Annotated in this window: 20 protein-coding genes and 1 pseudogene; 1 reads left to right on the forward strand and 20 read right to left on the reverse strand. The window is 70.4% G+C overall.

Going from position 1 to position 21,865, the window contains the following annotated elements; translation table 11 throughout:
- Positions 1 to 24: 24 nt before the first annotated feature.
- The 19 genes and pseudogenes from rfbA to gltX form a co-directional block, all read right to left on the reverse strand.
- Entirely contained in the window at positions 25 to 912 is an 888-nt protein-coding gene (gene rfbA, locus CLV30_RS05550) for a glucose-1-phosphate thymidylyltransferase RfbA (RefSeq protein ID WP_106536206.1), read from the reverse strand.
- Positions 909 to 1,508, reverse strand: coding sequence for a dTDP-4-dehydrorhamnose 3,5-epimerase family protein (locus CLV30_RS05555; protein ID WP_106536207.1), 600 nt, complete (start codon positions 1,506 to 1,508; stop codon positions 909 to 911). Before CLV30_RS05555 ends, rfbA begins: the two co-directional genes overlap by 4 nt.
- A gap of 39 nt (positions 1,509 to 1,547) precedes the next feature.
- Positions 1,548 to 2,657: a DegT/DnrJ/EryC1/StrS family aminotransferase gene (locus CLV30_RS05560; RefSeq protein WP_106536208.1), complete on the reverse strand. Its 1,110-nt coding sequence runs from the start codon at positions 2,655 to 2,657 to the stop codon at positions 1,548 to 1,550.
- Positions 2,658 to 2,666: 9 nt separating this feature from the next.
- Positions 2,667 to 3,692, reverse strand: coding sequence for an NAD-dependent epimerase/dehydratase family protein (locus CLV30_RS05565; protein ID WP_106536390.1), 1,026 nt, complete (start codon positions 3,690 to 3,692; stop codon positions 2,667 to 2,669).
- 27 nt (positions 3,693 to 3,719) lie between these two features.
- Entirely contained in the window at positions 3,720 to 5,126 is a 1,407-nt protein-coding gene (locus CLV30_RS05570) for an NDP-hexose 2,3-dehydratase family protein (RefSeq protein WP_106536209.1), read from the reverse strand.
- Positions 5,127 to 5,288: 162 nt separating this feature from the next.
- A complete protein-coding gene (locus tag CLV30_RS05575) occupies positions 5,289 to 5,654 on the reverse strand; it encodes an antibiotic biosynthesis monooxygenase family protein (RefSeq protein ID WP_106536210.1) in 366 nt (121 codons plus the stop codon).
- Positions 5,655 to 5,696: 42 nt separating this feature from the next.
- Complete coding sequence (locus CLV30_RS05580) at positions 5,697 to 5,924, reverse strand: hypothetical protein (RefSeq protein WP_106536211.1); 228 nt, start codon at positions 5,922 to 5,924, stop codon at positions 5,697 to 5,699.
- 18 nt (positions 5,925 to 5,942) lie between these two features.
- Complete coding sequence (locus tag CLV30_RS05585; RefSeq protein WP_106536212.1) at positions 5,943 to 7,583, reverse strand: MFS transporter; 1,641 nt, start codon at positions 7,581 to 7,583, stop codon at positions 5,943 to 5,945.
- 198 nt (positions 7,584 to 7,781) lie between these two features.
- Complete coding sequence (locus CLV30_RS05590; protein WP_106536213.1) at positions 7,782 to 8,537, reverse strand: SDR family NAD(P)-dependent oxidoreductase; 756 nt, start codon at positions 8,535 to 8,537, stop codon at positions 7,782 to 7,784.
- Positions 8,534 to 9,223 carry a nitroreductase family deazaflavin-dependent oxidoreductase gene (locus CLV30_RS05595; RefSeq protein WP_205740643.1) on the reverse strand — a complete coding sequence of 230 codons (690 nt, stop codon included), beginning with the start codon at positions 9,221 to 9,223 and terminating at the stop codon, positions 8,534 to 8,536. The genes CLV30_RS05590 and CLV30_RS05595 overlap by 4 nt, the downstream gene beginning before the upstream one ends.
- Before the next feature lie 76 nt (positions 9,224 to 9,299).
- Positions 9,300 to 10,994, reverse strand: a complete 1,695-nt coding sequence (locus CLV30_RS05600; RefSeq protein WP_106536215.1) for an NAD(P)/FAD-dependent oxidoreductase — start codon at positions 10,992 to 10,994, stop codon at positions 9,300 to 9,302.
- A gap of 29 nt (positions 10,995 to 11,023) precedes the next feature.
- Positions 11,024 to 12,535 (reverse strand): FAD-dependent monooxygenase, encoded by a 1,512-nt coding sequence (locus CLV30_RS05605; RefSeq protein WP_106536216.1) that lies wholly within the window; start codon positions 12,533 to 12,535, stop codon positions 11,024 to 11,026.
- A gap of 1 nt (position 12,536) precedes the next feature.
- The gene (locus CLV30_RS05610) at positions 12,537 to 13,484 is read right to left on the reverse strand and encodes an aromatase/cyclase (RefSeq protein WP_106536217.1); all 948 of its coding nucleotides are present in this window, start codon (positions 13,482 to 13,484) and stop codon (positions 12,537 to 12,539) included.
- Between the two features lie 34 nt (positions 13,485 to 13,518).
- Positions 13,519 to 14,304 (reverse strand): SDR family NAD(P)-dependent oxidoreductase, encoded by a 786-nt coding sequence (locus CLV30_RS05615; RefSeq protein ID WP_106536218.1) that lies wholly within the window; start codon positions 14,302 to 14,304, stop codon positions 13,519 to 13,521.
- 50 nt (positions 14,305 to 14,354) lie between these two features.
- Positions 14,355 to 14,612 carry an acyl carrier protein gene (locus CLV30_RS27760; protein WP_170119634.1) on the reverse strand — a complete coding sequence of 86 codons (258 nt, stop codon included), beginning with the start codon at positions 14,610 to 14,612 and terminating at the stop codon, positions 14,355 to 14,357.
- A 42-nt stretch (positions 14,613 to 14,654) separates the two neighbouring features.
- Positions 14,655 to 15,860: pseudogene (locus CLV30_RS05620) on the reverse strand (ketosynthase chain-length factor); the annotation flags it as partial.
- Positions 15,857 to 17,113 (reverse strand): beta-ketoacyl-[acyl-carrier-protein] synthase family protein, encoded by a 1,257-nt coding sequence (locus CLV30_RS05625; RefSeq protein ID WP_106536220.1) that lies wholly within the window; start codon positions 17,111 to 17,113, stop codon positions 15,857 to 15,859. The gene CLV30_RS05625 and the pseudogene CLV30_RS05620, both read right to left, overlap by 4 nt.
- Before the next feature lie 28 nt (positions 17,114 to 17,141).
- Positions 17,142 to 17,471: a TcmI family type II polyketide cyclase gene (locus CLV30_RS05630; protein ID WP_106536221.1), complete on the reverse strand. Its 330-nt coding sequence runs from the start codon at positions 17,469 to 17,471 to the stop codon at positions 17,142 to 17,144.
- 535 nt (positions 17,472 to 18,006) lie between these two features.
- Positions 18,007 to 19,542, reverse strand: a complete 1,536-nt coding sequence (gene gltX / locus CLV30_RS05635) for a glutamate--tRNA ligase (protein WP_106536222.1) — start codon at positions 19,540 to 19,542, stop codon at positions 18,007 to 18,009.
- A gap of 138 nt (positions 19,543 to 19,680) precedes the next feature.
- On the opposite strand from gltX, the gene CLV30_RS05640 reads away from it, so the two are divergent.
- Positions 19,681 to 20,946, forward strand: coding sequence for a hypothetical protein (locus CLV30_RS05640; RefSeq protein WP_106536223.1), 1,266 nt, complete (start codon positions 19,681 to 19,683; stop codon positions 20,944 to 20,946).
- 48 nt (positions 20,947 to 20,994) lie between these two features.
- Here the strand turns inward: CLV30_RS05640 and CLV30_RS05645 are convergent, their stop codons facing one another.
- Positions 20,995 to 21,777: a fumarylacetoacetate hydrolase family protein gene (locus CLV30_RS05645; RefSeq protein WP_106536224.1), complete on the reverse strand. Its 783-nt coding sequence runs from the start codon at positions 21,775 to 21,777 to the stop codon at positions 20,995 to 20,997.
- Positions 21,778 to 21,865 lie beyond the last annotated feature (88 nt).

The raw sequence follows: 21,865 nt of genomic DNA on the forward strand, positions 1-21,865 counted from the left end.
GCCGCGGGCGGCGACGGCGCCCGTTCAGGCTGCCGTCGCCGGTCCGTGCCGGTCGGCGATGTGGCACACGTAGGAGCCGTAGGCGCTGCCCGACAGCTGCTCACCGAGCCGGCGGCACTGTGCCGGGCTGATGAAGCCGCAGTTCAGCGCCACCTCCTCGATGCAGGCAATCCGTTCGCCCTGGCGCTGTTCCAGCAACTGCACGTACTGCCCGGCGTGCAGCAGCGACTCTTGCGTGCCCATGTCCAGCCAGGCGAAGCCGCGCCCGAGCTCGGTCAGCCGCGCCCGGCCCTGCTCCAGGTACGCCCGGTTGACGTCGGTGATCTCCAGTTCCCCGCGCGCGGACGGGACCATGTTCTTGGCGATGCCGACGACGTCGCTGTCGTACATGTACAGCCCGGTCACCGCGAGATTCGAACGCGGCCGGTCCGGTTTCTCCTCCAGCGACACCAGCCGTCCGTCCGGGCCGGTCTCGCCCACCGCGTAGCTGCGAGGGTCGCTGACCCAGTATCCGAACAGCGCACACCCGTCGAGCTCACGCGCGCTGTCGCCGAGGACCTTGGTGAACCGCGGGCCGTGGAAGATGTTGTCACCGAGCACGAGCGCGACCTGATCGTCACCGATGAAGTCGGCTCCGATGATCAACGCCTCCGCGATGCCGTTGGGCTCGTCCTGCTCGGCGTACTCGATGTGGATGCCGAGATGCGAGCCGTCCCCCAGCAGCTCTCGGAACAGGCCCGCGTGGTGCGCGCGGTGCACGATCAGCACGTCGCGCACCCCGGCGAGCATCAGCACGGACAGCGGGTAGTAGATCATCGGCTTGTCGTAGACCGGCAGGATGTGCTTGGACAGCGTCGACGTCAACGGCCGCAGCCGCGTCGCACTGCCGCCGGCGAGCACGATGCCCTTCATCGCCCGTCCCCCCGCTCGATGGCCAGGCACTGCGAGTACTCCGGGAGCACGCCGCGCTCGGCGGCCTCGGTCAGCGTCATGGCGACGCGGTCGCGTTCGGAGAAGATCGGGGTGACGTCGGCCGGGATGGGCAGGTCCAGCTCGGGATCGACGACCGAGACGGCCAGCTCGTTCGAGGGCACGTACTCCGAGGTGATCATGTACGACATCACGGTGTCGTCCTCGAGCGCGACGAACGCGTGCCCGAGACCGACGGGGAAATACATCGTGCGGAAGTCGACCTGGTCCATCAGGACGGTGTCCCACTGCCCGAACGTGGGCGAGCCGATGCGGATGTCCACCACGATGTCCAGCGCCCGGCCCCGGGCGCAGTACACGTACTTGGCACAGCCGGGCGGCGTCGCCGTGAAGTGCACGCCGCGGACCACCCCGCGGCGGGACTGGCTGTGGTTCGTCTGAACGACGGGCAGGGACACGCCGGTGGCCTCGGTGAACGCGGTGCCCTGGAACGGTGAGACGAACAGGCCGCGTCCGTCGGCGAAGACATCGGGGGTGAATTCCAGGGCGCCCTGCACCGCAAGTGTGCGTACCTTCATGTCCGTCTCCCTCCTCGGCGGTGCGTGACGCGCGGCGTCTCACACCGTCGCCAGTACGTCACGCAGCGCGGCGATCACCTTGTCCTGCAGGCCGGTCGGCAACGAGGGGTACATCGGCAGCGAGAAGATCTCGCCGGCGAGCCGTTCGGTGACCGGGAGCGACCCCTCCGCGTAGCCCAGCCGCTCGAACCCGGTCATGGTGTGCACCGGCCACGGATAGCTGATGTTCAGGTGGATGTCGTAGTCGCGGAGGCGCTCGATGATCTCGTCCCGGCGCGGGTGGCGCACCACGTAGACGTAATAGACGTGCTCGTTCCCGTGGTTCGGCCGCGGCAGCACGAGGTCGGTGTCGCCCAGGCCCTCGGCGTAGCGCCGGGCGACCTCGCGGCGCCCCGAGACGTAGCGGTCGAGCCTGGTGAGCTTGCGCCGCAGGATCTCGGCCTGAACCTCGTCCAGCCGGCAGTTGTGTGCGGGCGTCTGGACGGTGTAGTAGGCGCCGTCCATGCCGTAGAACCGCAGCCGGCGCAGCCGGTCAGCCACCTCGACCCGCGGGGCCACCACCGCGCCGCCGTCGCCGTATGCGCCCAGCACCTTGGTGGGATAGAAGGAGAACGCCGCGGCGTCGCCGACCGTCCCCGCCAGCCTGCCGTGCTGGCGTGCGCCGTGCGCCTGGGCGCAGTCCTCGACCAGCTGCAGCCCGTGCCGGTCGCACAGTCGCCGCAACGGTGCCAGGTCGACGCACTGCCCGTACAGGTGCACCGGAAGTACGCATCGGGTCCGTGCGGTGACTGCCGCCTCGACCTGATCGACGTCGATGAGGAAGTCGCCGGCGCGGACATCGACGAAGACCGGTGTGGCTCCCACGGCATCGATGGCGACGACCGTGGGAGCCGCCGTGTTGGACACCGTGATGACCTCGTCGCCGGGCCCGACGTTCAGCGCCTGCAACGCGAGCTTGATCGCGTTCGTGCCGTTGTCGACGCTGACGCAGTGGTCCATACCGTGATATGCGGCGAACTCCTCCTCGAACCCTCGCACGCTCCCGGCCAGGACCAGCCGTCCGGACCGGAAGACCGTGTCGACGGCGTCCAGGATGTCGTCGCGCTCGTTCTCGTACTCGGGCAGGTAATCCCAGACATGGGTGGGCACGGTTACTCCCTACTGTCGCCGTGTGGTCTCGTCGTCGTGCCACGTCAGGTCGGTCACGAGCCGGTCGATTCCCTCGCGCAGCGAAATCCGCGGGCGCCACCCGGTCACGGCACGGAACCGCGTCGAGTCGATGGTGACGCTGCGGAAGTCGGTCTCGGGTGCGTGCTCGGGCGGCGGTACGGACACGACCGGCACCGCACCGGTCCCGGCCCGGTCGGCGACCACTTGCGCGATCAGTTCGAACACCCGCCCCAGCGGGTCACCTCGTCCGGCACCGATCAGCCAGTGCCGGCCCGCCAGCCCGTCGGCGTGGTCCAGCGCGGCCTCGAAGGCGCACGCGATGTCGGAGACGTCCACCAGATCACGCCGGACGGTCCCGTCGTGCCACATCGTGAGCGGCTCGCCCGCCAGCGCGCGCCGCACCATCGCGGTGACGACCCCACGGTCGGCGCCACCGGGAGAGGTGCCGAAGACGGTGGGCAGCCGCAGGCTGACGCCGCGGACCCAGCCGGCCTCGGTCGCCTGCACGAGCGCCTGCTCGGCGGCGACCTTCTGCCGGTCGTAGACGGTCGCCGGATGGTCGTGCTCGGAGCCGTCCAGCGGTTCTCGCGGTGGCACCCCGACCTGCGACGCGGCACCGGCGTACACCAGCACCGGCGGTGCCTCGTGGCCGCTGTCCGCGCGCAGGACCTCGGTGAGCTCGCGCATGACGCCGACGTTGACGCGCTCCGCGCCGTCGCTGTCGGCGGCCCGCCAGCCGCCCTCACTGAGCAGCAGATGCACCACGGCGTCGGAGCCCTTCACGGCGGCGGCCATCGCCTCCCGGTCGGTCAGATCGGCGGTGACCACCTCGATCCCGGCTGCCGCCGCGGCCGGCGGGACGGCGGCGGCCCGCGCCACGGCGCGCAACCGCACGTCGCGCCGGGCCAGCCGGGCCAGCACCGCGGAGCCGACGAATCCGGTCGCGCCCAGGACGGTGATCTGCGGACGGGCGTCCTCTCCCGGCCGACGTGGCGTCGCGCTCGTGGCGGTCATCGTGATCACGTCTCCAGTTCTGGCTGTTCAGCCGTCGGCCGGGTCGAGGAGCAGGCCGTACAGGCACACGAGCAGGCTGCGTGCCTGGACGTTGAGGTAGTGCGAATGCCGCAGCAGGTCGACGAGCTGGCCGACGGAGACCCACCGGTAGTCCGGGTGGTTGTGCACCGCGTCGGTCTCGACGATCAGGTGCCGGTTGCTGATGCCGTAGAAGCGCCCGCCCTCGTCGGAGAGCATCGTGTCGAACAGGACGCGCTCCGGACGTGCGTTCAGGACTTCGTCCAGGAACGGCGGGTGCGCCGCCGGCGGCAGGTGCGCATAGTTACCCGGGATGCACTGCACGGTGGGCGCGATCTCGGCGACGTCCACCAGGCCCGGCTCGACACGCATGCGCACCAGGGCGTGCAGCACGCCGTCGATGCGCCGCACCAGCCAGCCGAGAACGCCGTCCTCGCCTGCCGTCAGCATCGGCTGGGTCCAACGCGCCACCTCGCGCCCGGCCGATTCGACCCCGACGCCGATCACGTCGAAGAACCGTCGTGTCTCGTGCCGGATCGTGCCGTCGGCGCGTTGCCAGCCGTGCAGCGACGCCATCGACACCGGTGTGGCGGACACGTCGGTGCGCGTGCGCACGTCGGTGACCCACGCCTGCAGCTCGCGGTCCGGATGCACGCTCGACGCCGCCCGGTCGCACGATCGCAGCAACGTCCGCGTCCAGGCCTCGGCACGTCCGCCGTTCCGGCGCCGCAGCGCCGCGGCGGCGAACGGGAGCAACGACAGAACGGTGCGGGTGTCCATGTTCACCAGGTCGTCGCGGCGCAGGAGACGCAGCACCTGCGGGACGGTCAGCCAGCGGAAGCCGTCCCGGTCGGGCACGTCGTCGGCGGTCGCCACGATCATGTTGCGGTTGCGTTTGCGCAGGAAAGACGCGCCCTGCTCGGACTGGCGCACGTCGGCGAGCACACGATGCGCGGGGGCATCGCGGAAGTACTCCAACAACGGCACGGCGCCGCCGCCGTGGGCGCCGGTGTAGTTGCTCCGGGTGGCCTGCACGGTCGGCGACAGTTGCAGCCCGCCCCGGTTGCCGGGTTCGGCCTTGAGCTGCAGCAGGCAGTGCACGACCCCGTCGAACTCCTTGACCAGCACGCCGAGTATGCCGATCTCCGGCTGGTTGATGATGGGCTGGCACCATTCGGGGACCGGGCCGTCGGAGACGGTGAACCGTAGCCCCTCGATGGAGAAGAACTTTCCGCTGCGGTGCCGTATCCAGCCGGTGTCCGGGTCGGTGTACCAGCTGTCGAGGCTCTCCAGCGGCATCGGTTGCACGCGGGTGTAGATGTGTTCCCTGGCTGTCTCGACGTAGCGGTCGAACTCGGCGAGTTCCGGGTCGACGGGGGCCAGGACGGACTCTGCGACACTCGAGGACGTCGTCATCTTGTCTCACCTGAGATCTCGTGAAGCCCGCGGGAGCACGAGAGTTCCAGCAGGGCTACGGACTGGGGGCGACCACCGCGCGACGCCCGTGGCCGGTGGCCCCGGCCGCTCGCGCACGAGGGCGCGCGGCCGGGGCACCGGCTGCGACCGGCCCGGTCGTGGCTAGGCCGTGCACACGCCTTCGACGGCGACCTTCTGGTAGACGTGCGGGTACGCGACCACGCCGTCGGGGTACTTGGCGCTCTTCTGCTGGAACTCCGGGTCGGAGAACGCCTTGAACAGCGCCTCGGTCGACTCCCACACCGCGACGTTGATCATCATCTGGCTGTCCGCGGTCCCCTGGTACAGCTGGGTCGAGATGAATCCCGGCTGGGCTTTCATGAACGACGCGTCGTCGCGCCAGTTCCGCAGGAACTCCTCGCGGACCTCGCGCGGAACCGTGATCGTGTTGACCAGCGTGATGGAGCCGGTCTCCTGCTGGAGCTGGCTCATGAGCGGCGTCGATGCGTCCATTTCGTCGATTCGCATGGCGTGCTTCCTCTCGTCTGGTTCGTGTCGTGATCCGTTCGGTCAGCCCGGGTCCGGAAGACTCGTCCGTGGCGGTTTCAGCCATCGCGCGCCGACCACCGTCAGCGCGGTCAGCTGCGCGATCAGGTCGGCGTGATCCAGCAGGTCGGACGAGTCCTTGGCCCTTCGGGCCGTACTGGCCACGCCGGCGACCGCGATCGCCACGCGGGCGAGCACGACCGCCGACCGCCGTCCGCGAGCCGGCGCGGGCCCGGTGTCGTTGTCAGTCATCTCGGTGCCTCCACCGGGTCAGTGGTGCAGGGGTTCCTCGGTCTGCCCGGGCTCGTCGTCGGTCTCCGGAAGGCCGTACGGGTTGACCGCCGGGCCGGTGTGCACCTTGAGCGCGAAGCACGCGAGCACACCGACCAGCAGGGCGGCGACGCACACCAGCAGCGTCGGCGTCAGCGCATCGACGTAGCCCTCGCGGAACACCGCGCCGGCCAGTGCCTGCAGATTCTGCGCCGCTTCGTCGGGCATGCCCTCGGGCACCGGACTGTTGCTCACCGCACTGACACCGACGTTCAGGCCCTCGGTGCTGGCGTCCGCGAAGCCGGCGACGAACCCCTCCCGATACTCCTCCGGCAGCTGCTCCGCCCGTTCCCGCGCCTGCTCGGTCAGCGCGGTCGCCAACCGGGACTGCAGGACCGCACCGATCACCGCGCCGGCCAGCACCGTTCCGACGTGGCGCATGGCGTTGTTGACACCGGATGCGGCGCCGTTCAACCGTTTCGGGACGTTTCGCATCAACTCGGAGGCCATCGGGGTGAAGCTGCAGCCGGATCCGAGCCCGATCACGAACAGCGGGAGGACGAACGTGGTCCAGCCGGAGTCGGTGCGCACCGCCGCCGCGATCCACGCCAGACCGGCGCCGAAGGTGGCCAGCCCGCCGATCAGGACGTACTTGCCGCCGAAACGTTCGGACAGCACGCCCGCCGGCACGGCCATGATCAGCCCGCCGAGGGCCATCGGCAGCAGGACGACTCCGGTCTTCATCGCGCTGAACCCGAGCACCGACTGCAGGTAGATCGTCATCGGCAGGAAGAGGCCGAGCGCACCGAACGACACGACGATGGCGACGAAGTTCACCACCGTGAATCCGCGGTCCCTGAACAGCGACAACGGGACCAGCGGATCCTTGTCCCGCATCGTGCTCTGGTGCCACAGGAAGATGCCGAGCAGCACGGCGCTGGCGGCCAGCATGCCCCAGATCACCGCGTTCCACTGGTACCGCTCACCCTGGATCAGCGCGAAGGCGAGGCAGAACAGCGCCGCCGACGCGACCGCCACCCCGGTGGGGTCGAGCCCCTGGCCGGTCTGGCGTGGTGACTCCGGGATCACCACCAGCGCCAGCGCCACGGTGATCACCCCGATCGGAATGTTGACGAAGAACACCCACCGCCAGTCCAGCGCGCTGACCAGGAAGCCGCCGACCACCGGTCCGGCGATCGCCGACAGGCCGGCCACCGCACCCCAGATGCCGAGTGCGACGCCGCGCTTGGAGGCCGGGAAGACGTCGGCGATGATCGACAACGTCTGCGGGGTCAAAAGCGCCGCACCGACGCCCTGAACAGCGCGGAATGCGATGAGCTGACCGGGGTCCTGGGCGAACCCGGCGGCGAGGCTGGCGAGAGTGAACACCACCACCCCCGCCACGAACACGTTCTTCTTGCCGCGCAGATCGCCCAGGCGTCCGGCGGTGATGAGGAGTACGGCCAGGCACAGCGCGTACGCGTTGAAGACCCAGAGGATCTGGTCCAGCGAGGCGCCGAGGTCGGCGGTCATCGCCGGAACCGCGATGTTGACGATCGTCAGGTCCAGCAGCGCCATGAAGTATCCGAGGCACAGGACGCCGATGGTCGCCCACGGGTTACCGCGCCAGTTGCTCAACACAAGTCCTCCTGTCCCGTGAGCCTCGGCGGGCACACGCTCTTTCGTCGGCCCGGCTCGGTGCTGTGCCGCCGGCCACGGGCGGGCGGGAACCGTGGCGCGCCGGCCGCGCCGCGCAGGCGGCGCGGATTCGACCATGGGAGTGCTGCCGCCCGGCGGAGCGTGACGCCCGCAGGCGTGACTCACGTCACATCGATCGCGTCACAAGAGCATGCCTCCGGAGGTGTCCAGGTACTGGCCCGTCACCCAGCCGCCGTCGGGCGACACCAGGAAGGCCACCGCCGAGGCGACGTCCTCCGGCTGCCCGAGCCGGCCGAGCGCGACGAGCGACGCCGCGAACTGCCGTGCCTCCTCGTTGAACAGCTTCGCCTTGGTCGGCTCGGTCTCGACCAGGCCCGGCGCGACCGTGTTGACGGTGATGCCGCGCTGCCCGAGCTGCTTGGCCAGCGCGGACGTCAGGATCTCCAGGCCGCTCTTGGCCATCGCGTACGTCACGTACTCCGGCTGCGCCGACGCGTGCGACGTCAGCGTGGACGAGATGTTGACGATGCGCCCGCCGTCGCGCATCCGCCCGAGCGCGTGCTGGGTGACGAAGAACGGGGCCTTGACGTTCGTGGCGAACACGTCGTCGAACCCGTCCGGCGTCGTGGCCGCGATGCCGAACTCGCCCGGTTCGAGCCCGACGTTGTTGACCAGGATGTCCAGCGTGTCGGCATGCCCGTCGAACGCGTCCCACAGGGTCTGCGCGTCGTTCGGGACCCCGAGCTCGGCCTGGATCGCGAACGCGCTGCCGCCGGCCGCCTCGACGGCGCTGACGGTGTCCTTCGCGGCCGCTTCGTCCCTCCGGTAGTGCACCGCGACCCGGGCCCCCTCGCGGCCGAGGCGTTCGGCGACGGCGCGGCCGATACCGCGGCTGGACCCGGTGACGAGTGCGGTCTTGCCCACGAGCGTGCTCATGTCCGGTTCACCTTCCTCGACTTCTGCGCCTCGGCCTCGGCCACGACCTCGGACAGGGTCGGCCGCTCCGGCCGCCGGGCATTCTCGGCGTCGGCGATGTCGTTGGGCGTGAGGACCACGATCGGCGGCGGCCGGTCGGCCCGTTTGAAGAACTCGCCGATGAACGGGTACGCCGTGGTGAACTGCTCCCAATACCGGTCGTGGTCCGCGCCGGTGGCGGTCGCGGCCGTGACGTCGATGACCTCTTTGCCGATGTGGATCGACGCCTGCGGGTTCGCCTGGATGTTCCGGTACCAGGCGGGGTCGACCGCCTTGGGCCCGCCGGGGATGTCGAAGTGCCCGGGAACCGCGACCACGATGAACCGGCCGCGGTCGAACAGATAGCCCAGCGGTACCGTCCGTTCCTTCCCGGTCTTGCGGCCGACGGTCGTGATCAGCAACGCCTCGAGATCCCCGAACCGGCCGAGGATCCTGCCCTGCGAGCGCCGGTAGGCGAAGACGTTCAGCTTGATGCCGAGCTTGTTGATCGTCTTGCTCAGCTTCGACGGTGGTTTCGAGTAGAAGTAGACGTTGACTCGGACGAACGCCCGCATGAACCGGCCCGCGTTCAGCTCGGGCCGGGTCGTGGCCCACGAGCTCAGCGCCTGCGTGTCGGGCTCGCCCATCTGTGTTGTCGACTCGTTCATCACTGCCCTTGCCTTTCCGAGGAGGACGACATGTCGGGGCGGCGCGGGGCCCGCGCCGCGGTTGACGCCGGGCGCGTCACAACACCTTCTTGCCCTTGAGCCCGGACCTGACGACGCCGCCCACCAGCGCCCGGCCGAGCTCACGCATCTCCGGCGGCGCCTTCCGGCTGGACCAGTACATGAACTTCGCCATCATCGGCGCCGTCGGCAGGGCGAACCGGGTGTCTTCCGGGTCCTTCCAGCCGAACACCGGGTTGACCAGGTCGCTGTCGTTCAACAGCTGGAAGATGATGTCCGCGGCCGCGTCGCCGTCGAGCTCACCGACCTCGTACTTCTCACAGGTCTCGGCGGTAATCTCGAGGATCCGCTTGACCTCGTCGCTCTCCGGCCACCACAGGCCGGGATACGCGGTGTTCTCGAGGTCCTCGAAGTGCTGTGCGTCGTCGTCGAGCGCGTAGTTCAGCCGTGCCCTCGTCAGCCGCATCACGCCCGGCGTCAGGAACGCGGCCCACATCCGGAACACCGCGTTCCACAGTCGGAAGTGGTTGAACGCGATGAACGAGCTGTTCACCAGCTCGTCGTTGTAGTGCAGCAGACCGCGTTCGAGCGTCTCGACGTACTCGAACCGCTCCACCGAGAAGTCGTCCTCCTCGAGCGCCGGGAGCAACCTGCTGATCAGCGCGTAGACGACCTCGAACGTGTTGGACAGTCCGCGGGAGAACAGCGGGTCGATGAACCCCGCAGCGTGCGACATGAGACACCAGCGGTAGCCGATCGACTGCGACGACGAGTACTGCAGCCGGTCGGTCGAGACCCACTCCCGTACCGGGTGCGCGCCCTCGAACTGGCGCTTCACCGCGGGGTACTGGTTCAGGTAATGATGGAACTCCTGCTCCGGTGTCATGTCCGTGGGCTTCGGGTACATCCGGTCGTCGAACGTCAACCCCACGCTGCACACCGGGTTCTTGGACCCCTTGACGTTGTCGAACGGGATGATCCAGAACCACCCGCGATCGATCAGGTGGTGCAGCGTCCCGCCGTGCCACGGCGCCGGCGGGCGCAGACTGCGCGGGTGGTGGCACACGTCGTCGAACGGCTTGATGCCCACGTAATGCGTGAACAGCGACCGCGAGTGGTGCTTGAACCGCGCCGGCTGCTCACGCAGCCCGAACTTCTCCGCGAGCGGTGACCGGAACCCGCTGGCGTCGATCATGTACCGCGCCCGGAAGATCTCACCGCTCTGCCCGGTCACGGTGACGCCGTCGTCGTCGAAGTCCAGGTCGGTCGCGCGCCAGTTCTGCCGGGTGATGCACCCGTAGCTGGCGGCGACGTGGAAGTAGTACTGGTCGGTCTCCTGCCGATACAGGTGGCTGGCCTCCGTCAGCAGCTTCGGGATGACGAACATCGTCGCCTCGCGCGGATCGGGCTCCTGCCCCGGAACCTCGCGGATGAACCCGAAGCTCTGCTTGCGGCCGTGGTGCGGGCCGATGTGCTTCGACGTCGCCTTGACGTCGAACAGGTGCTCCAGCTCCGGCACGTCGAACCGTGCCCGCAGGATCTGCAGCCACTCGATCAGCTGCGGTGTCATCGACTCGCCCACCGCGAACCGTGGATGCTGGCCGCCGTCGACCAGCGCGACCTTGACGCCCTGACTGGCGAGGCACAGCGCGCTCACCGAGCCCGCCAACCCGGATCCCAGGATCAGCACGTCGCATTCGCGTACGGCTCCGGATTCCTCCGAGCCACCAACCGTTCGGACCTTGCTGTCCATTGCCGACAACCCCTTTCAACAGCGACTGCTTATCGATGTCTCTCCGGCGCACCGGCATGCTCACCGTCGGCCTGCCGTCCCGGTGCCGCGTCCGAGCCGAACCAACGCCGAAGCGCCGGGCCCGGATCGCCGTCGCGGCCCGCTGCCCAGGCGACGTGTCCGTCCGGGCGGACGAGGACCGTCCGCGTGCCCGGCGGCAGTGCGGTGCCCTCGCCGCGCGCCGACACCAGCGCCACCCGCCCGGGCACCTCCCCGAGCGCTCCGGCCAGCTCCGTGTGGCGGGCCGGATCGCCGGACAGGTCGAGCAGCACGCCGTGCCCGTCGTGCAGCGACACGGTCGTGCTCGAGCGGCCCGCGCCGGAGTCCAGGTCGACGTGCGGCATGCGGGCGCCGACGAGCGCGTGCTCGGCCGTGCCGTACCGGACGTCCAGCCCGCCGATCCGTTCCGCGAGCCGAGCGGCGACCGCGGGCAGCTCGAGCAGCTGCGCGACGACGTCGCGGACCGCGTCGACGCCGTGGTCACCGAGCAACAGCGACGCCTGGGCCTCGATACTGTCCAGCGTCCGCCGGCCCTCCGGGTGCCGCTCGTCGTGATAGCTGTCCAGCAGCGTCGGCGGCGCCCGGCCGGTCACCTGCGCGGCCAGCTTCCAGCCGAGGTTGACCGCATCCTGGATGCCCAGGTTGATCGCCTGACCGCCGACGGGCAGCTGCCGGTGCGCCGCGTCGCCGGCCAGCAGCACCCGTCCGTTCCGGTACTGCGTGACCAGCCGGCTCTCGTCGTCGAGTGCGCTCAGCCACAGTGGAGTGCCACCTCCGACGTCCTCCCCGGTGACGCGCTTCCACGCCGCCACCAGCTCGGCGAAATCGGGGGCGCTCGCACGCGTCACGGGCCGCCGACCGAACTCGTGGACCATCAGCCGGGTCACGCCGTCCCGCGTCGCCGCGACCGCCAATCCGCGGTCGAGCCGTTCGAACCGGCGGTCCGGAACGTCAACCCCGGAAACGTCGCAGCGCAGCAGCTCACGGGTGGGTGGGGACCCCGGGAACTCGAACGGCGCGAGCACGCGGACCGCGCTGTCGTCGCCGTCGCACCCGACGACGTAGCCGGCGCTCAGCCGGACCGTCCCGTCCGGCGTGCCGGCCGTCACCAGCACGCCGGACCCGCTCTCGTCGATGTCGCGGACGTCGTGCTCGCGCCGGATCCGCGCGCCCAGTCCGCTCGCCCAGTCCGCGAGGAGACGCTCGGTGCGCGCCTGCGGGACCTTCCACTGCCCCGGATGACGGGTCGGCTGCCCGCCGAGGTCCAATGCCAGCCCGCCGAAGTGGCCACGGGGTTCACCGGGCACCGGCCCCAGGACCTCCAGCAGGCCGCGCTGGTCGAACAGTTCCATCGTGCGCGCGTGCAGGGTCGACGCACGCGACTCGGTCGTCGGCGCGGCCAGGCGTTCGAGCACGGTGACCCGCGCGCCGCCGAGACGCAGCTCACCGGCGAGCATCAGCCCGACCGGACCGGCACCGACGACGATGACGTCGGTGTCCATCTCAGCACCGGCTCTCGGCGTACTCCTTGGCGTACCCGAGCGTGGTGCGGCTGTTCGTGCCCAGGGCGTTGCGCACGAACTCCCTGGCCTCGGCCACGCCGCGGCCGGCCCCCAGCACCTCCGGGATGTTCGCCTCGTTGAGCACGACGGTGTGCTGTGACGTCGCGAGCACGCCGGTGTCCGCCTCCTCGAACCGCCAGTAGCCCGTGTGCAGCGACATCAGCGCCGGCAGCGTGGTCTGCTTGTAGACGATCCGATCGTTCGGGAAACACACGCGGACGGACTCGGTGCGATGCGTGGCGCCGTCCTTGGTCCGGGTGTCCATCGACAAGCTCTGCACCCCCGGCGTCTCCTCCGCCATCGAGACCCACGCCACGTGCGGGAGCCGGTCGGCCCAGGCGTCGGCCTCGTTGACGAAGTCGTACACGTCACCGGCCGCGCCGTGGACGTGCACGGAGTCCTCGAACGACAGCGTCAGCCCGTTGTCCGCGTCCACGGCCAGCTCGACGTTCGCCTTCAGCGCCGCCAGCTCGGCCTGGCTGTTGCCGTCGACCGCCCGGTCGATCCACGCGAGGTGGTCCGGATCGTCGTCGACGGCTCGGTAGTCGTGCAACAGCCGCACCCGCGATTCCCGTTCGGACAACGCCTCGATCAGCCAGGACCCGCCCATGGACGCGACCGGCGGCGCCGACACTTCCTGGCGGAAGTCGATGCGCCGCCGCGACGGATCGAGGGCGCGCCGCGAGATCCAGCTCTTGGCTTCCCCGTTCGCGGTGGCGAAGATCCGGATCCGTTCGTCGGCTCCCGAACGCTGGACGCAGTCGACGTGCACGGTCGGCGGGAAGATCCGCGGCCAGTTCTCCACGTCGGCGATCAATCGGTAGATCTCACCGGCCGGTGCGGCCACGGTGACATCGTGTTCCACCTCTCGGCGGCCGTGTGGCGACATGTCGCGCCTCCTTCCACGAGGCTCCGGAGTAGCGTCAGAAGTTGCCCAGACCGCCGCAGACGTTGATCGCCTGTGACGTGACCGGAGCGGCGGTGTCCGTGGTCAGATAACCGACGAGACCGGCGACCTCGTCGGGCGTGGAGTACCGTCCGAGCGGGATCTTCGCCTGGAACCGGGTCAGCACCTCTTCCTCGGAGATGTCCCACGCCCGCGCGTAGCCCTGCCGGACCCGCTGCGCCATCGGCGTCTCGACGTAACCCGGGCACACGGCGTTGACGGTGATCCCCGTCGACGCCAGTTCGTTGCCCAGCGCCTTGGTGAAACCGACGACGCCGTGTTTGGAGGCCGAGTAGGGCGCGCCCAGGACGACACCCTGCTTGCCCGCGGTCGAGGCGATGTTGATGATCCGGCCGCTGCCACGGCGTCGCATCCCGCCCGCGTTGAGCACCTCGCGGGTCACCCGGAAGACGCTGTTCAGGTTGGTGTCGACGACGTCGAACCACAGGTCGTCGGCGATGTCGGCAGTGACACCCCCGCCGCTACGGCCGGCGTTGTTCACCAGCACGTCCACCGGGCCGTACCGGGCGACGGCCGCAGGGACCCACGCCCGGACGGCGTCGAGATCGGTCACGTCGCAGGCGGTGCCGGCGACGTCGTGCCCCTCGTCGACCAGCTGCTTGACGGTGCTGTCCACGTCGGACTCGGTGCGGGCGCAGATGAAGACCCGGTGGCCCCGACCGGCCAGCGTCCGCGTGACGGCGAGCCCGACGCCGCTGGTAGCTCCGGTGACGAGTGCGACGGGTCGAGTACTGGCTGTCATGCCTCCTCCTCGTGTGGTCCGGGGGTGCCCGCCGGCGCCGGATCCGGCGCTCACGCGGCGAGCCTGTCGTTCACCGCCGCCAGCAGCTGCCGTGGCGTGTCGACGTCGTTGATCGTCGCGTCGTCCAGCTCGACCCCGGTAGCCCGCTCGAGCCGGGCTCCGGCTTCCAGCAGCGCGAGCGAGTCGTAGCCGAGCTCACCGAAGTCGGTGTCGAGGATCTCGCCGTCGAGGTCGACCCCGTCGGACTCCCCGGCCACCTCCCGCAGGACCTCCTTGAGGCTGTCGATGGTGACTTCACGCATCGTCATCGCGAATCCCTCCGTCACGTTCGGCGCGGCACGGTTCGCCGGCCGGCGCACCACCACCGCGGAGTTGAAACCGTCGTATCCCCGTGCCAGCACCAGCGCCGCATCCACGGCGGCGCTCCTGGGCCGTTCGAGCACCAGGTCGAGGCGGTGCGCCGTGGCCGGCTCGACGTTGGTCGTCGGCGGGATCAGCCGGTCACGGATCGACAGCAGCGCGGCGGCGACGTCCACCGACGCCGCCCCGGACAGCATCCGTCCGGTCATCGTCTTCGGCGCCGTGACCGGGACCGCCTCCGGCCCGAACACCGCGGAGATCGCCGTCGCCTCGACGCGGTCCAGGTCGGGGACGGCCGCAGCGTCGGCGAAGACGACGTCGATGTCGCCCGGCGCCATGCCGGCGTCGTGCAGCGCCTGCTCGATCGCCCGCCGCAAACCTGGCTCCCGCCCGCTTCCCGGGCCGGGGTCGAAGGTCGCGGCATAGCCGGCGATCTCTCCGTAAACCGTGGCCGAGCGCGCCCGGGCCGCCTCGGCGTCCTCGACGACGAGCAGCGCACCGCCTTCGCCGGGTACGTGCCCGCGAGCACCGGCGTCGAACGGCCGGTAGGCCCGGTCCGGATCGTCGCTGGTCGTCATCCGTCCGGCCGCCATCTGCGCCACCCAGCCCCAGGAGCAGATCGACGCGTCGACGCCGCCGGCGACCGTGACCGGACATCCCTTGCGCACGAGCCGGCGCGCCTGGCCGAGCGCGTCGAGCCCTCCGGCTTGGTCGGCCACGAGCACGCCGCTGGGCCCGCGGGTGCCGTGCCGGATCGAGATCTGCCCGGTGTTCACCGCGTAGAACCAGGCGAAGGACTGGTACGCGCTGACGAACTTCCCGCCTTTGCTCCACAGGTTCCGCAGCTGACCCTCGCCGAACTCGAAGCCGCCGGAGGAGCTGGCGGTGACCACCCCCACGTCGTACTCCGGCCAGTCCTGCGGCGTGATCCCGGCGTCGTCCAGGGCCCAGTCCGCGGCCACGAGCGCCATCCGGGTCATGTGGTCCGTCTGCGGCAGCAGCCGGCTGGGCAGGTGCTCCTCGGCGACGAAGCCCGGCACCTGGCCGGCCAGCCGCGCCGGATACGTGCTGGCGTCGAACCGTTCGATGTGGCGGATGCCGTTGACCCCGCGACGGGTGCGCGCCCAGTACTCGGCCGTGCCGAGGCCGGTCGGCGCCACCACGCCCATCCCGGTGACGACGGCTGACGCGTTCACGCCGCCCTCCCGAGCACCATCGCGCTCTGGAATCCGCCGAATCCGCTGCCGACGGAGAGCACCGCGTCGGTCGGCCACTGCCGTGACTCCAGCGGGACGTAGTCCAGGTCGCATTCCGGGTCCGGTTCGTGCAGGTTCGCGGTCGGCGGGACGACGTTGTTCTCGATCGCCAGCGCCGACGCCGCGATCTCGATCGACCCGATCGCGCCGAGCGAGTGCCCCACCATCGACTTGATGGAGCTCACCGGAGTCCGGTACGCGTACTGCCCGAGGCTGCGCTTGAACGCCGCCGTCTCGTGCCGGTCGTTCTGCTTCGTCCCGGACCCGTGCGCGTTGACGTAGTCGATCCGTTCCGGATCGAGCCTGGCCTCGGCCAGCGCGGCGTCGATCGCCGCGGCCATCTCGCGCCCGTCCGCGCGCAGCCCGGTCATGTGGTAGGCGTTGCACCGCGTGGCGAACCCGGCGATCTCGGCGTACGGGTGCGCGCCGCGCGACCTGGCCCGTTCGTACTCCTCGAGCACGAACATCGCCGCCCCCTCCCCCAGCACGAACCCGTTGCGCGTGCCGTCGAACGGGCGGGACGCGTGCTGCGGATCGTCGTTGCGCGGCGTGGTCGCCTTGATCGCGTCGAAGCAGGCCACGGTGATCGGCGAGATCGGGGCGTCGGCACCGCCGGCGATCATCAGGTCGGCGCCGCCTTCGCGGATCACGTCCGTCGCGTGCCCGACGGCATCCAGACCGGACGTGCAGCCGGTGGAGACCACGGCCGCCGGCCCTTCGGCGCCCACCGCGTGCGCGACCTCCTTCGCGAACGAGCTCGGCACGAAGTAGTCGTAGAGGTGCGGGACCACGTAGGCGTGGTCGACCACGTCCAGCCGGCCGCCGTCACTGACGACGCGGTACTCCCGGTCCAGTCCCATGGTCGCGCCGACCGCGCTGCCGACCGTGATACCGAGCCGGTGCGGGTCGGTGGCCGCCGGGTCGACGCCGCTGTCGATCACCGCTTGTCCTGCGGTCACCACCGCGAACTGTGCGGCTCGGTCCATGCGACGGGATTCCTGCGGGCTCAGCCCGTGCATCTCCGGGTCGAAATCGACTTCGGCCGCCACGTGGGAGCGGAACGGGCCGGGGTCGAAGAAGCTGATCGTTCTGGTCGCCGTGCGCCCGTCACTGAGCAGCGCCCAGAACTCCTTGGTGTTCACGCCCCCCGGGGCGACTACTCCGATGCCGGTGATCACGACTCGCCGTTCCATGTGGATTCTCCTTCGGAAGAGAGGTCCCTCACGAAGCTCTGGACCAGTGGTAGAAGGGCGTGGCCATGGCATCGGCCGGCGATCGCCACGTCTGCGGGTCGTACGCCGCGACGTGTGGTTCCAGGTCGCGGCTGATCTTCACGAACAGCGGATGCGTCTTCGCGTCCTCGATCGCAGCGCCGCCGTTCTCCGAGTCGAAGTCCTGCAGATGGAAGTACAGTCCGTGAAAACGGAAGAGCTGCCGGCGCCGCGTGCCCATGAGCTGCGGCATCTCGGTGCGATCGAACTCCTCGAACAGTCCGGCGATCTCGTCGCCGGAGCCTTCCCGCATCCGCGCCACGATCAGGGTGCTGTGCATGTGAACCTCCTGCCTGTCGAGCGCCAGGGCCCGTGCGGGCGCGCACGTCGGCCGCGCCCGGATTCCGGGACGCGTCCTGTGACTTGCGGATTCACCACCGGCAACGGCGTAGTCGTTTCGACGTCGTCACGCCTTCGCGGTGATTCGCCGATTGAGATGATCGGTTCAGAGATCGGTCCAGGTGACCGGCGCGCGGCGCCGGCGGCACCGCAGCAGAGAAAACAGCCCGGGGACTCACACGGGGCAGGCGGCCCCGGGAGAACAACGTCGCCGGTGAATCCGGCCCGGCATTCGGCGACACCATCACGACATCGCGCCCGAAATCGGGCATAAGTGTTTCGCCGCAATAAAGCGTGACAGTCGGCGATCAGGGTGTCAAGAGCGCGCGAATGCCTGCGGCGTCCACCCAGCACGGCCCTTGGCGATCACGCCGGCCGTTCGCGCAGGTCGCCGGCGTGAGCCGAAGGCCCGGACGGACGCCGGTCCGGTGGCGCCTTACGTCGTCGGCCGCGCCCGCCGGTTCGCGCGATCGCTGTCAGGCAGCAGGCACGTGCGGCAACGCGGCCTCGATCCGAGCGATCGTGCGCTCGCGGCCCAGCAGCTCCAGCGACTCGAACAGCGGCGGAGACACCCGGCGGCCGGTCACCGCCACCCGCACCGGGCCGAACGCGTGCTTCGGCTTGATACCGAGCCCATCCACCAGCGCCGCGCGCAACGCCGCCTCGATGGCCTCGGTCTGCCAGGCGTCGACGCCGGCGAGCGCCGACCGGGCCGCCTCGAGCACCGGGCGCGCGTCCGGCTTGAGCACCTTGGTGACCGAGTCCTCGTCCAGCTCCACCGTGTCGCCGGCGAACAGGAACCCGAGCATCCCGACGGACTCGTCCAGCACCGTCATCCGCTCCTGCACCAGCGGTGTCGCCGCCTTCAGCAACTCCAGGTCCGCGTCCGGCGCCGGGTCGGCCAGCACGCCGGCGCTCTGCAGGTGCGGGACCATCCGCTCGGCGAGGTCGTCGACGGACAGCCGCCGCAGCCACGCGCCGTTGATGGCCTCGGCCTTGTGCAGGTCGAAGCGGGCCGCGTTGGAGTTGACCCGGGTGACGTCGAACGCCTCGGCCATCTCGGCCATCGAGAAGACCTCGCGGTCCTCACCGATGGACCAGCCCAGAAGTGCCAGGTAGTTCAGCAGGCCCTCGGGCAGGAACCCGCGGTCGCGGTAGAGCTGCAACGACGACTGCGGGTCACGCTTGGACAGCTTGCGGTTGCCGTCGCCGGTCACCAGCGGCAGATGCCCGTAGCGCGGCAACGGGCCCGAGGCGACGCCGATGTCGCGCAGCGCCTCGTGCAACACCAGCTGCCGCGGAGTCGACGACAGCAGGTCCTCGCCGCGCAGCACGTGCGTGATGCCCATCAGCGCGTCGTCGACCGGGTTCACCAGCGGGTAGAGCGGGTGCCCGTTGGCGCGGACCAGCACGTAGTCGAACAGGTTGTTCTCGTCGACGCTGATCTCGCCGCGGACGAGGTCGGTGAACGTGATCGGACGGTCGGGCATGCGCATCCGCAGCACCGGCTGCCGACCCTCCGCCCGGTAGGCCTCGACCTGCTCGTCGGTCAGCGTGCGGCACCGGCCGTCGTAGCCGCTCGGCTTGCCCGCCGCCCGCGCGGCCTCGCGCCGCTCGTCGAGCTCCTCGGGCGTGCAGTAGCAATGGTAGGCGCGCCCTGCTTCCAGCAGCCGCTGCGCCGTGTCGGCGTAGTGCTGGTGTCGCAGCGACTGGCGGTACGGCGTGTGCGGCCCGCCGACGTCGGGTCCCTCGTCCCAGGTCAGCCCCAGCCAGCGCATGGCATCGAGCATCGCCTCGTAGGACTCCTCGGTGTCGCGGCTGACGTCGGTGTCCTCGATGCGGAACACGAACGAGCCGCCGAAGTGCCGCGCGAACGCCCAGTTGTACAGCGCCGCCCTGACCACGCCGACGTGCGGGTTCCCGGTCGGCGAGGGCGAGTAGCGGACACGGACGTCCGCGGGGGCGACGTCGCCGAGCACGAGGTCGTCCGACGCGCCGGAGCCGTCAGTCACTTCAGATCACCTTGAGTCTCGAAAGGTCCTCGAACGAACAGGCGGGCGGACCCGCACCGCGCACAGTACCGGTACCGGCCCGCGTGACACACGTCGGCAAGTTGCACATGATTCTCATGTTCTGTTAGAACGTCCATCATGACCCGTCCGCAGCTGCCCACACGTCCCCGAAACCGCCTCACTGCCGCGTTGACCGCCGCACTCGCCCTGACCGTCGCCGCATGCGGCACCGGCGCCGACGGTTCCGGATCCGACGCCGGCTCCGGTTCGCGGACCGCCGCCGGCGAGCAGGACGGCCCGCCGGACTCCAGCCGCCGCGAGGTCGACGCGCCGCGTCCCCGCCTCGTCGTCGCCCACCAGAACGGAGCCGCCGTCATCGACCCGGCCGACGGCCGCCGGCTCGCGGCGTTCGACACCACGAGCGCGCCACGCCTGACAACGCTCGGCGACGGCCGGCACGTCGCGCTCGTGCAGGCCGACGCCGGTCGCACCGACTTCCTCGACGCCGGCGCATGGTCGTCGGCCCACGGAGACCACTTCCACCACTACGTGGCCGACCCCGCGCTGCGCACCTCCGCCGTCGACGGACCGCGCCCCGTGCACGTGGTGTCGAACGCCGGGCGTACGGCCGTGTTCCACGACGGCTCCGGCACGGCGCAGGTCTTCGGCAACGATGGCCTGCTCATCGACAGTCTCGACGCCTCCACGGTCGACAGCGGCGGAGCACACCACGGTGTGGTCGTTCCGCTCGACGACGGCGCGCTGGTGTCGGTACCCGGCCCCGCGGAGCTGCCGAACGGCATGGCGCTCGTCGACGCCGGCGGCGACGTCCAGGCACGGTTCGAGGACTGCCCCGGCCTGCACGGCGAGACCGTCGTCGACGACACGGCGGTCTTCGGCTGCGAGAACGGCCTCATGCTGGTGACCGGCGACACGTCGAGCACCATCGCCAACCCCGACGGCTCCGGCGAGCGGGTGGGCGGTTTTGCCGCAGGAAGCGCGGATCCGCTGATCGGCGACTACGCCGACGACTCGTTCGCCGTCGTCGACGTCGACGCGGGGACGTTCGAGGTCGTCGACGCCGGGGCCACGTACGGCCCGTACGCCGCCGGACCGCACGGCCGGATCGTCGCCCTGGGCACCGACGGCTCGCTACGGATCATCGACCCGGCCGGCGGCTCCGCGGTCGCGACGATCCCGGTGCTGGACCCGTTCGAGCTGCCGGAAGGACACGGCGGGCTGGCGCCGTCACTGGCCGTCGCCGGGCACACCGCCTACGTCGCCGACCCGGCCACATCCACGATCGTCCCCGTCGACCTGCAGGCGCGGTCGGCCGGCGAGCCGATCGCCCTGGAGGCGACGCCGACCGATCTCGTCGCCGTCGGCACCGCACCGACGCACTGACCGTCACCGCTCGCCGGCGACCCCACTCACGTCGATGACGAGAACGTGTCAGTCGGCGGGGACCACGGGGTTCGACAGGACACCGATGTTCTCGACGGTCACGGTGACGTGGTCGCCGGCCCTGATCTCGCCGACCCCGGCCGGCGTCCCGGTCAGGATGACGTCGCCCGGCAGCAGCGTGAACGCCTCGCTGGCGTAGGACACCAGCGTCGCGACGTCGAAGGCCAGCTGCGACGTCCGTCCGTCCTGCCGCTCGTCGTCGTTCACGCGGCAGCGCACGGCCAGGTCGGCCGGGTCGAGGTCGGTCTCGATCCACGGGCCCAGCGGGCAGAACGAGTCGAAGCCCTTGGCCCGTGTCCACTGCGCGTCACTGCGCTGCAGGTCGCGCGCGGTGACGTCGTTCGCGGCGGTGTAGCCGAAGATCACCTCGGGAACCTGTTCCTTCGGCACCGACTTGGCGATCCGGCCGATGACGACGGCCAGCTCGGCCTCGTGGTGAACCTCGTGCGACTGCTCGGGCAGCACGATCGGCTCGTCCGGCCCGACGACGGACGTGTTCGGCTTGAGGAACAGCAGCGGCTCGTCCGGCATCGGATGGTCCAGCTCGCTGGCGTGGTCGGCGTAGTTGCGCCCGACGCCGACGACCTTGCTGCGCGGAATGACCGGCGCGAGCAGCCGGGCGTCCTCGAGCGCGACCTTCTCGCCGGTCAGCTGGACGGCACGGTAGAGCGGATCGCCCTGCAGCACCGCGATGACCGTCTCGCCGTTCTCGTCCTGCCCGACCGCGCCGAAGCGCGGCTCGTCCCCCGTCGTGAATCTCGCGATACGCACGACGGTGAGCGTAACGGACGCCGCTCAGGGCGTGGGGACCGACAGCGCGAGAATACCGGTCACATAGGTGGCGGGGCACACTGTCGCG

It is taken from the genome of Haloactinopolyspora alba, assembly GCF_003014555.1.
Lineage (GTDB): Bacteria > Actinomycetota > Actinomycetes > Jiangellales > Jiangellaceae > Haloactinopolyspora > Haloactinopolyspora alba.

What these genes read in the sequence shown, in the direction of transcription:
- CLV30_RS05615 (WP_106536218.1), bottom strand. Translation starts at nt 14,304, where the DNA reads ATGACAGCCAGTACTCGACCCGTCGCACTCGTCACCGGAGCTACCAGC.
- CLV30_RS05555 (WP_106536207.1), bottom strand. Translation starts at nt 1,508, where the DNA reads ATGAAGGTACGCACACTTGCGGTGCAGGGCGCCCTGGAATTCACCCCC.
- CLV30_RS05640 (WP_106536223.1), top strand. Translation starts at nt 19,681, where the DNA reads ATGACCCGTCCGCAGCTGCCCACACGTCCCCGAAACCGCCTCACTGCC.
- CLV30_RS27760 (WP_170119634.1), bottom strand. Translation starts at nt 14,612, where the DNA reads ATGACGATGCGTGAAGTCACCATCGACAGCCTCAAGGAGGTCCTGCGG.
- rfbA (WP_106536206.1), bottom strand. Translation starts at nt 912, where the DNA reads ATGAAGGGCATCGTGCTCGCCGGCGGCAGTGCGACGCGGCTGCGGCCG.
- CLV30_RS05590 (WP_106536213.1), bottom strand. Translation starts at nt 8,537, where the DNA reads ATGAGCACGCTCGTGGGCAAGACCGCACTCGTCACCGGGTCCAGCCGC.
- CLV30_RS05595 (WP_205740643.1), bottom strand. Translation starts at nt 9,223, where the DNA reads ATGAACGAGTCGACAACACAGATGGGCGAGCCCGACACGCAGGCGCTG.
- CLV30_RS05570 (WP_106536209.1), bottom strand. Translation starts at nt 5,126, where the DNA reads ATGACGACGTCCTCGAGTGTCGCAGAGTCCGTCCTGGCCCCCGTCGAC.
- CLV30_RS05630 (WP_106536221.1), bottom strand. Translation starts at nt 17,471, where the DNA reads ATGCACAGCACCCTGATCGTGGCGCGGATGCGGGAAGGCTCCGGCGAC.
- CLV30_RS05575 (WP_106536210.1), bottom strand. Translation starts at nt 5,654, where the DNA reads ATGCGAATCGACGAAATGGACGCATCGACGCCGCTCATGAGCCAGCTC.
- CLV30_RS05605 (WP_106536216.1), bottom strand. Translation starts at nt 12,535, where the DNA reads ATGGACACCGACGTCATCGTCGTCGGTGCCGGTCCGGTCGGGCTGATG.
- CLV30_RS05610 (WP_106536217.1), bottom strand. Translation starts at nt 13,484, where the DNA reads ATGTCGCCACACGGCCGCCGAGAGGTGGAACACGATGTCACCGTGGCC.
- CLV30_RS05600 (WP_106536215.1), bottom strand. Translation starts at nt 10,994, where the DNA reads ATGGACAGCAAGGTCCGAACGGTTGGTGGCTCGGAGGAATCCGGAGCC.
- CLV30_RS05580 (WP_106536211.1), bottom strand. Translation starts at nt 5,924, where the DNA reads ATGACTGACAACGACACCGGGCCCGCGCCGGCTCGCGGACGGCGGTCG.
- CLV30_RS05565 (WP_106536390.1), bottom strand. Translation starts at nt 3,692, where the DNA reads ATGACCGCCACGAGCGCGACGCCACGTCGGCCGGGAGAGGACGCCCGT.
- CLV30_RS05625 (WP_106536220.1), bottom strand. Translation starts at nt 17,113, where the DNA reads ATGGAACGGCGAGTCGTGATCACCGGCATCGGAGTAGTCGCCCCGGGG.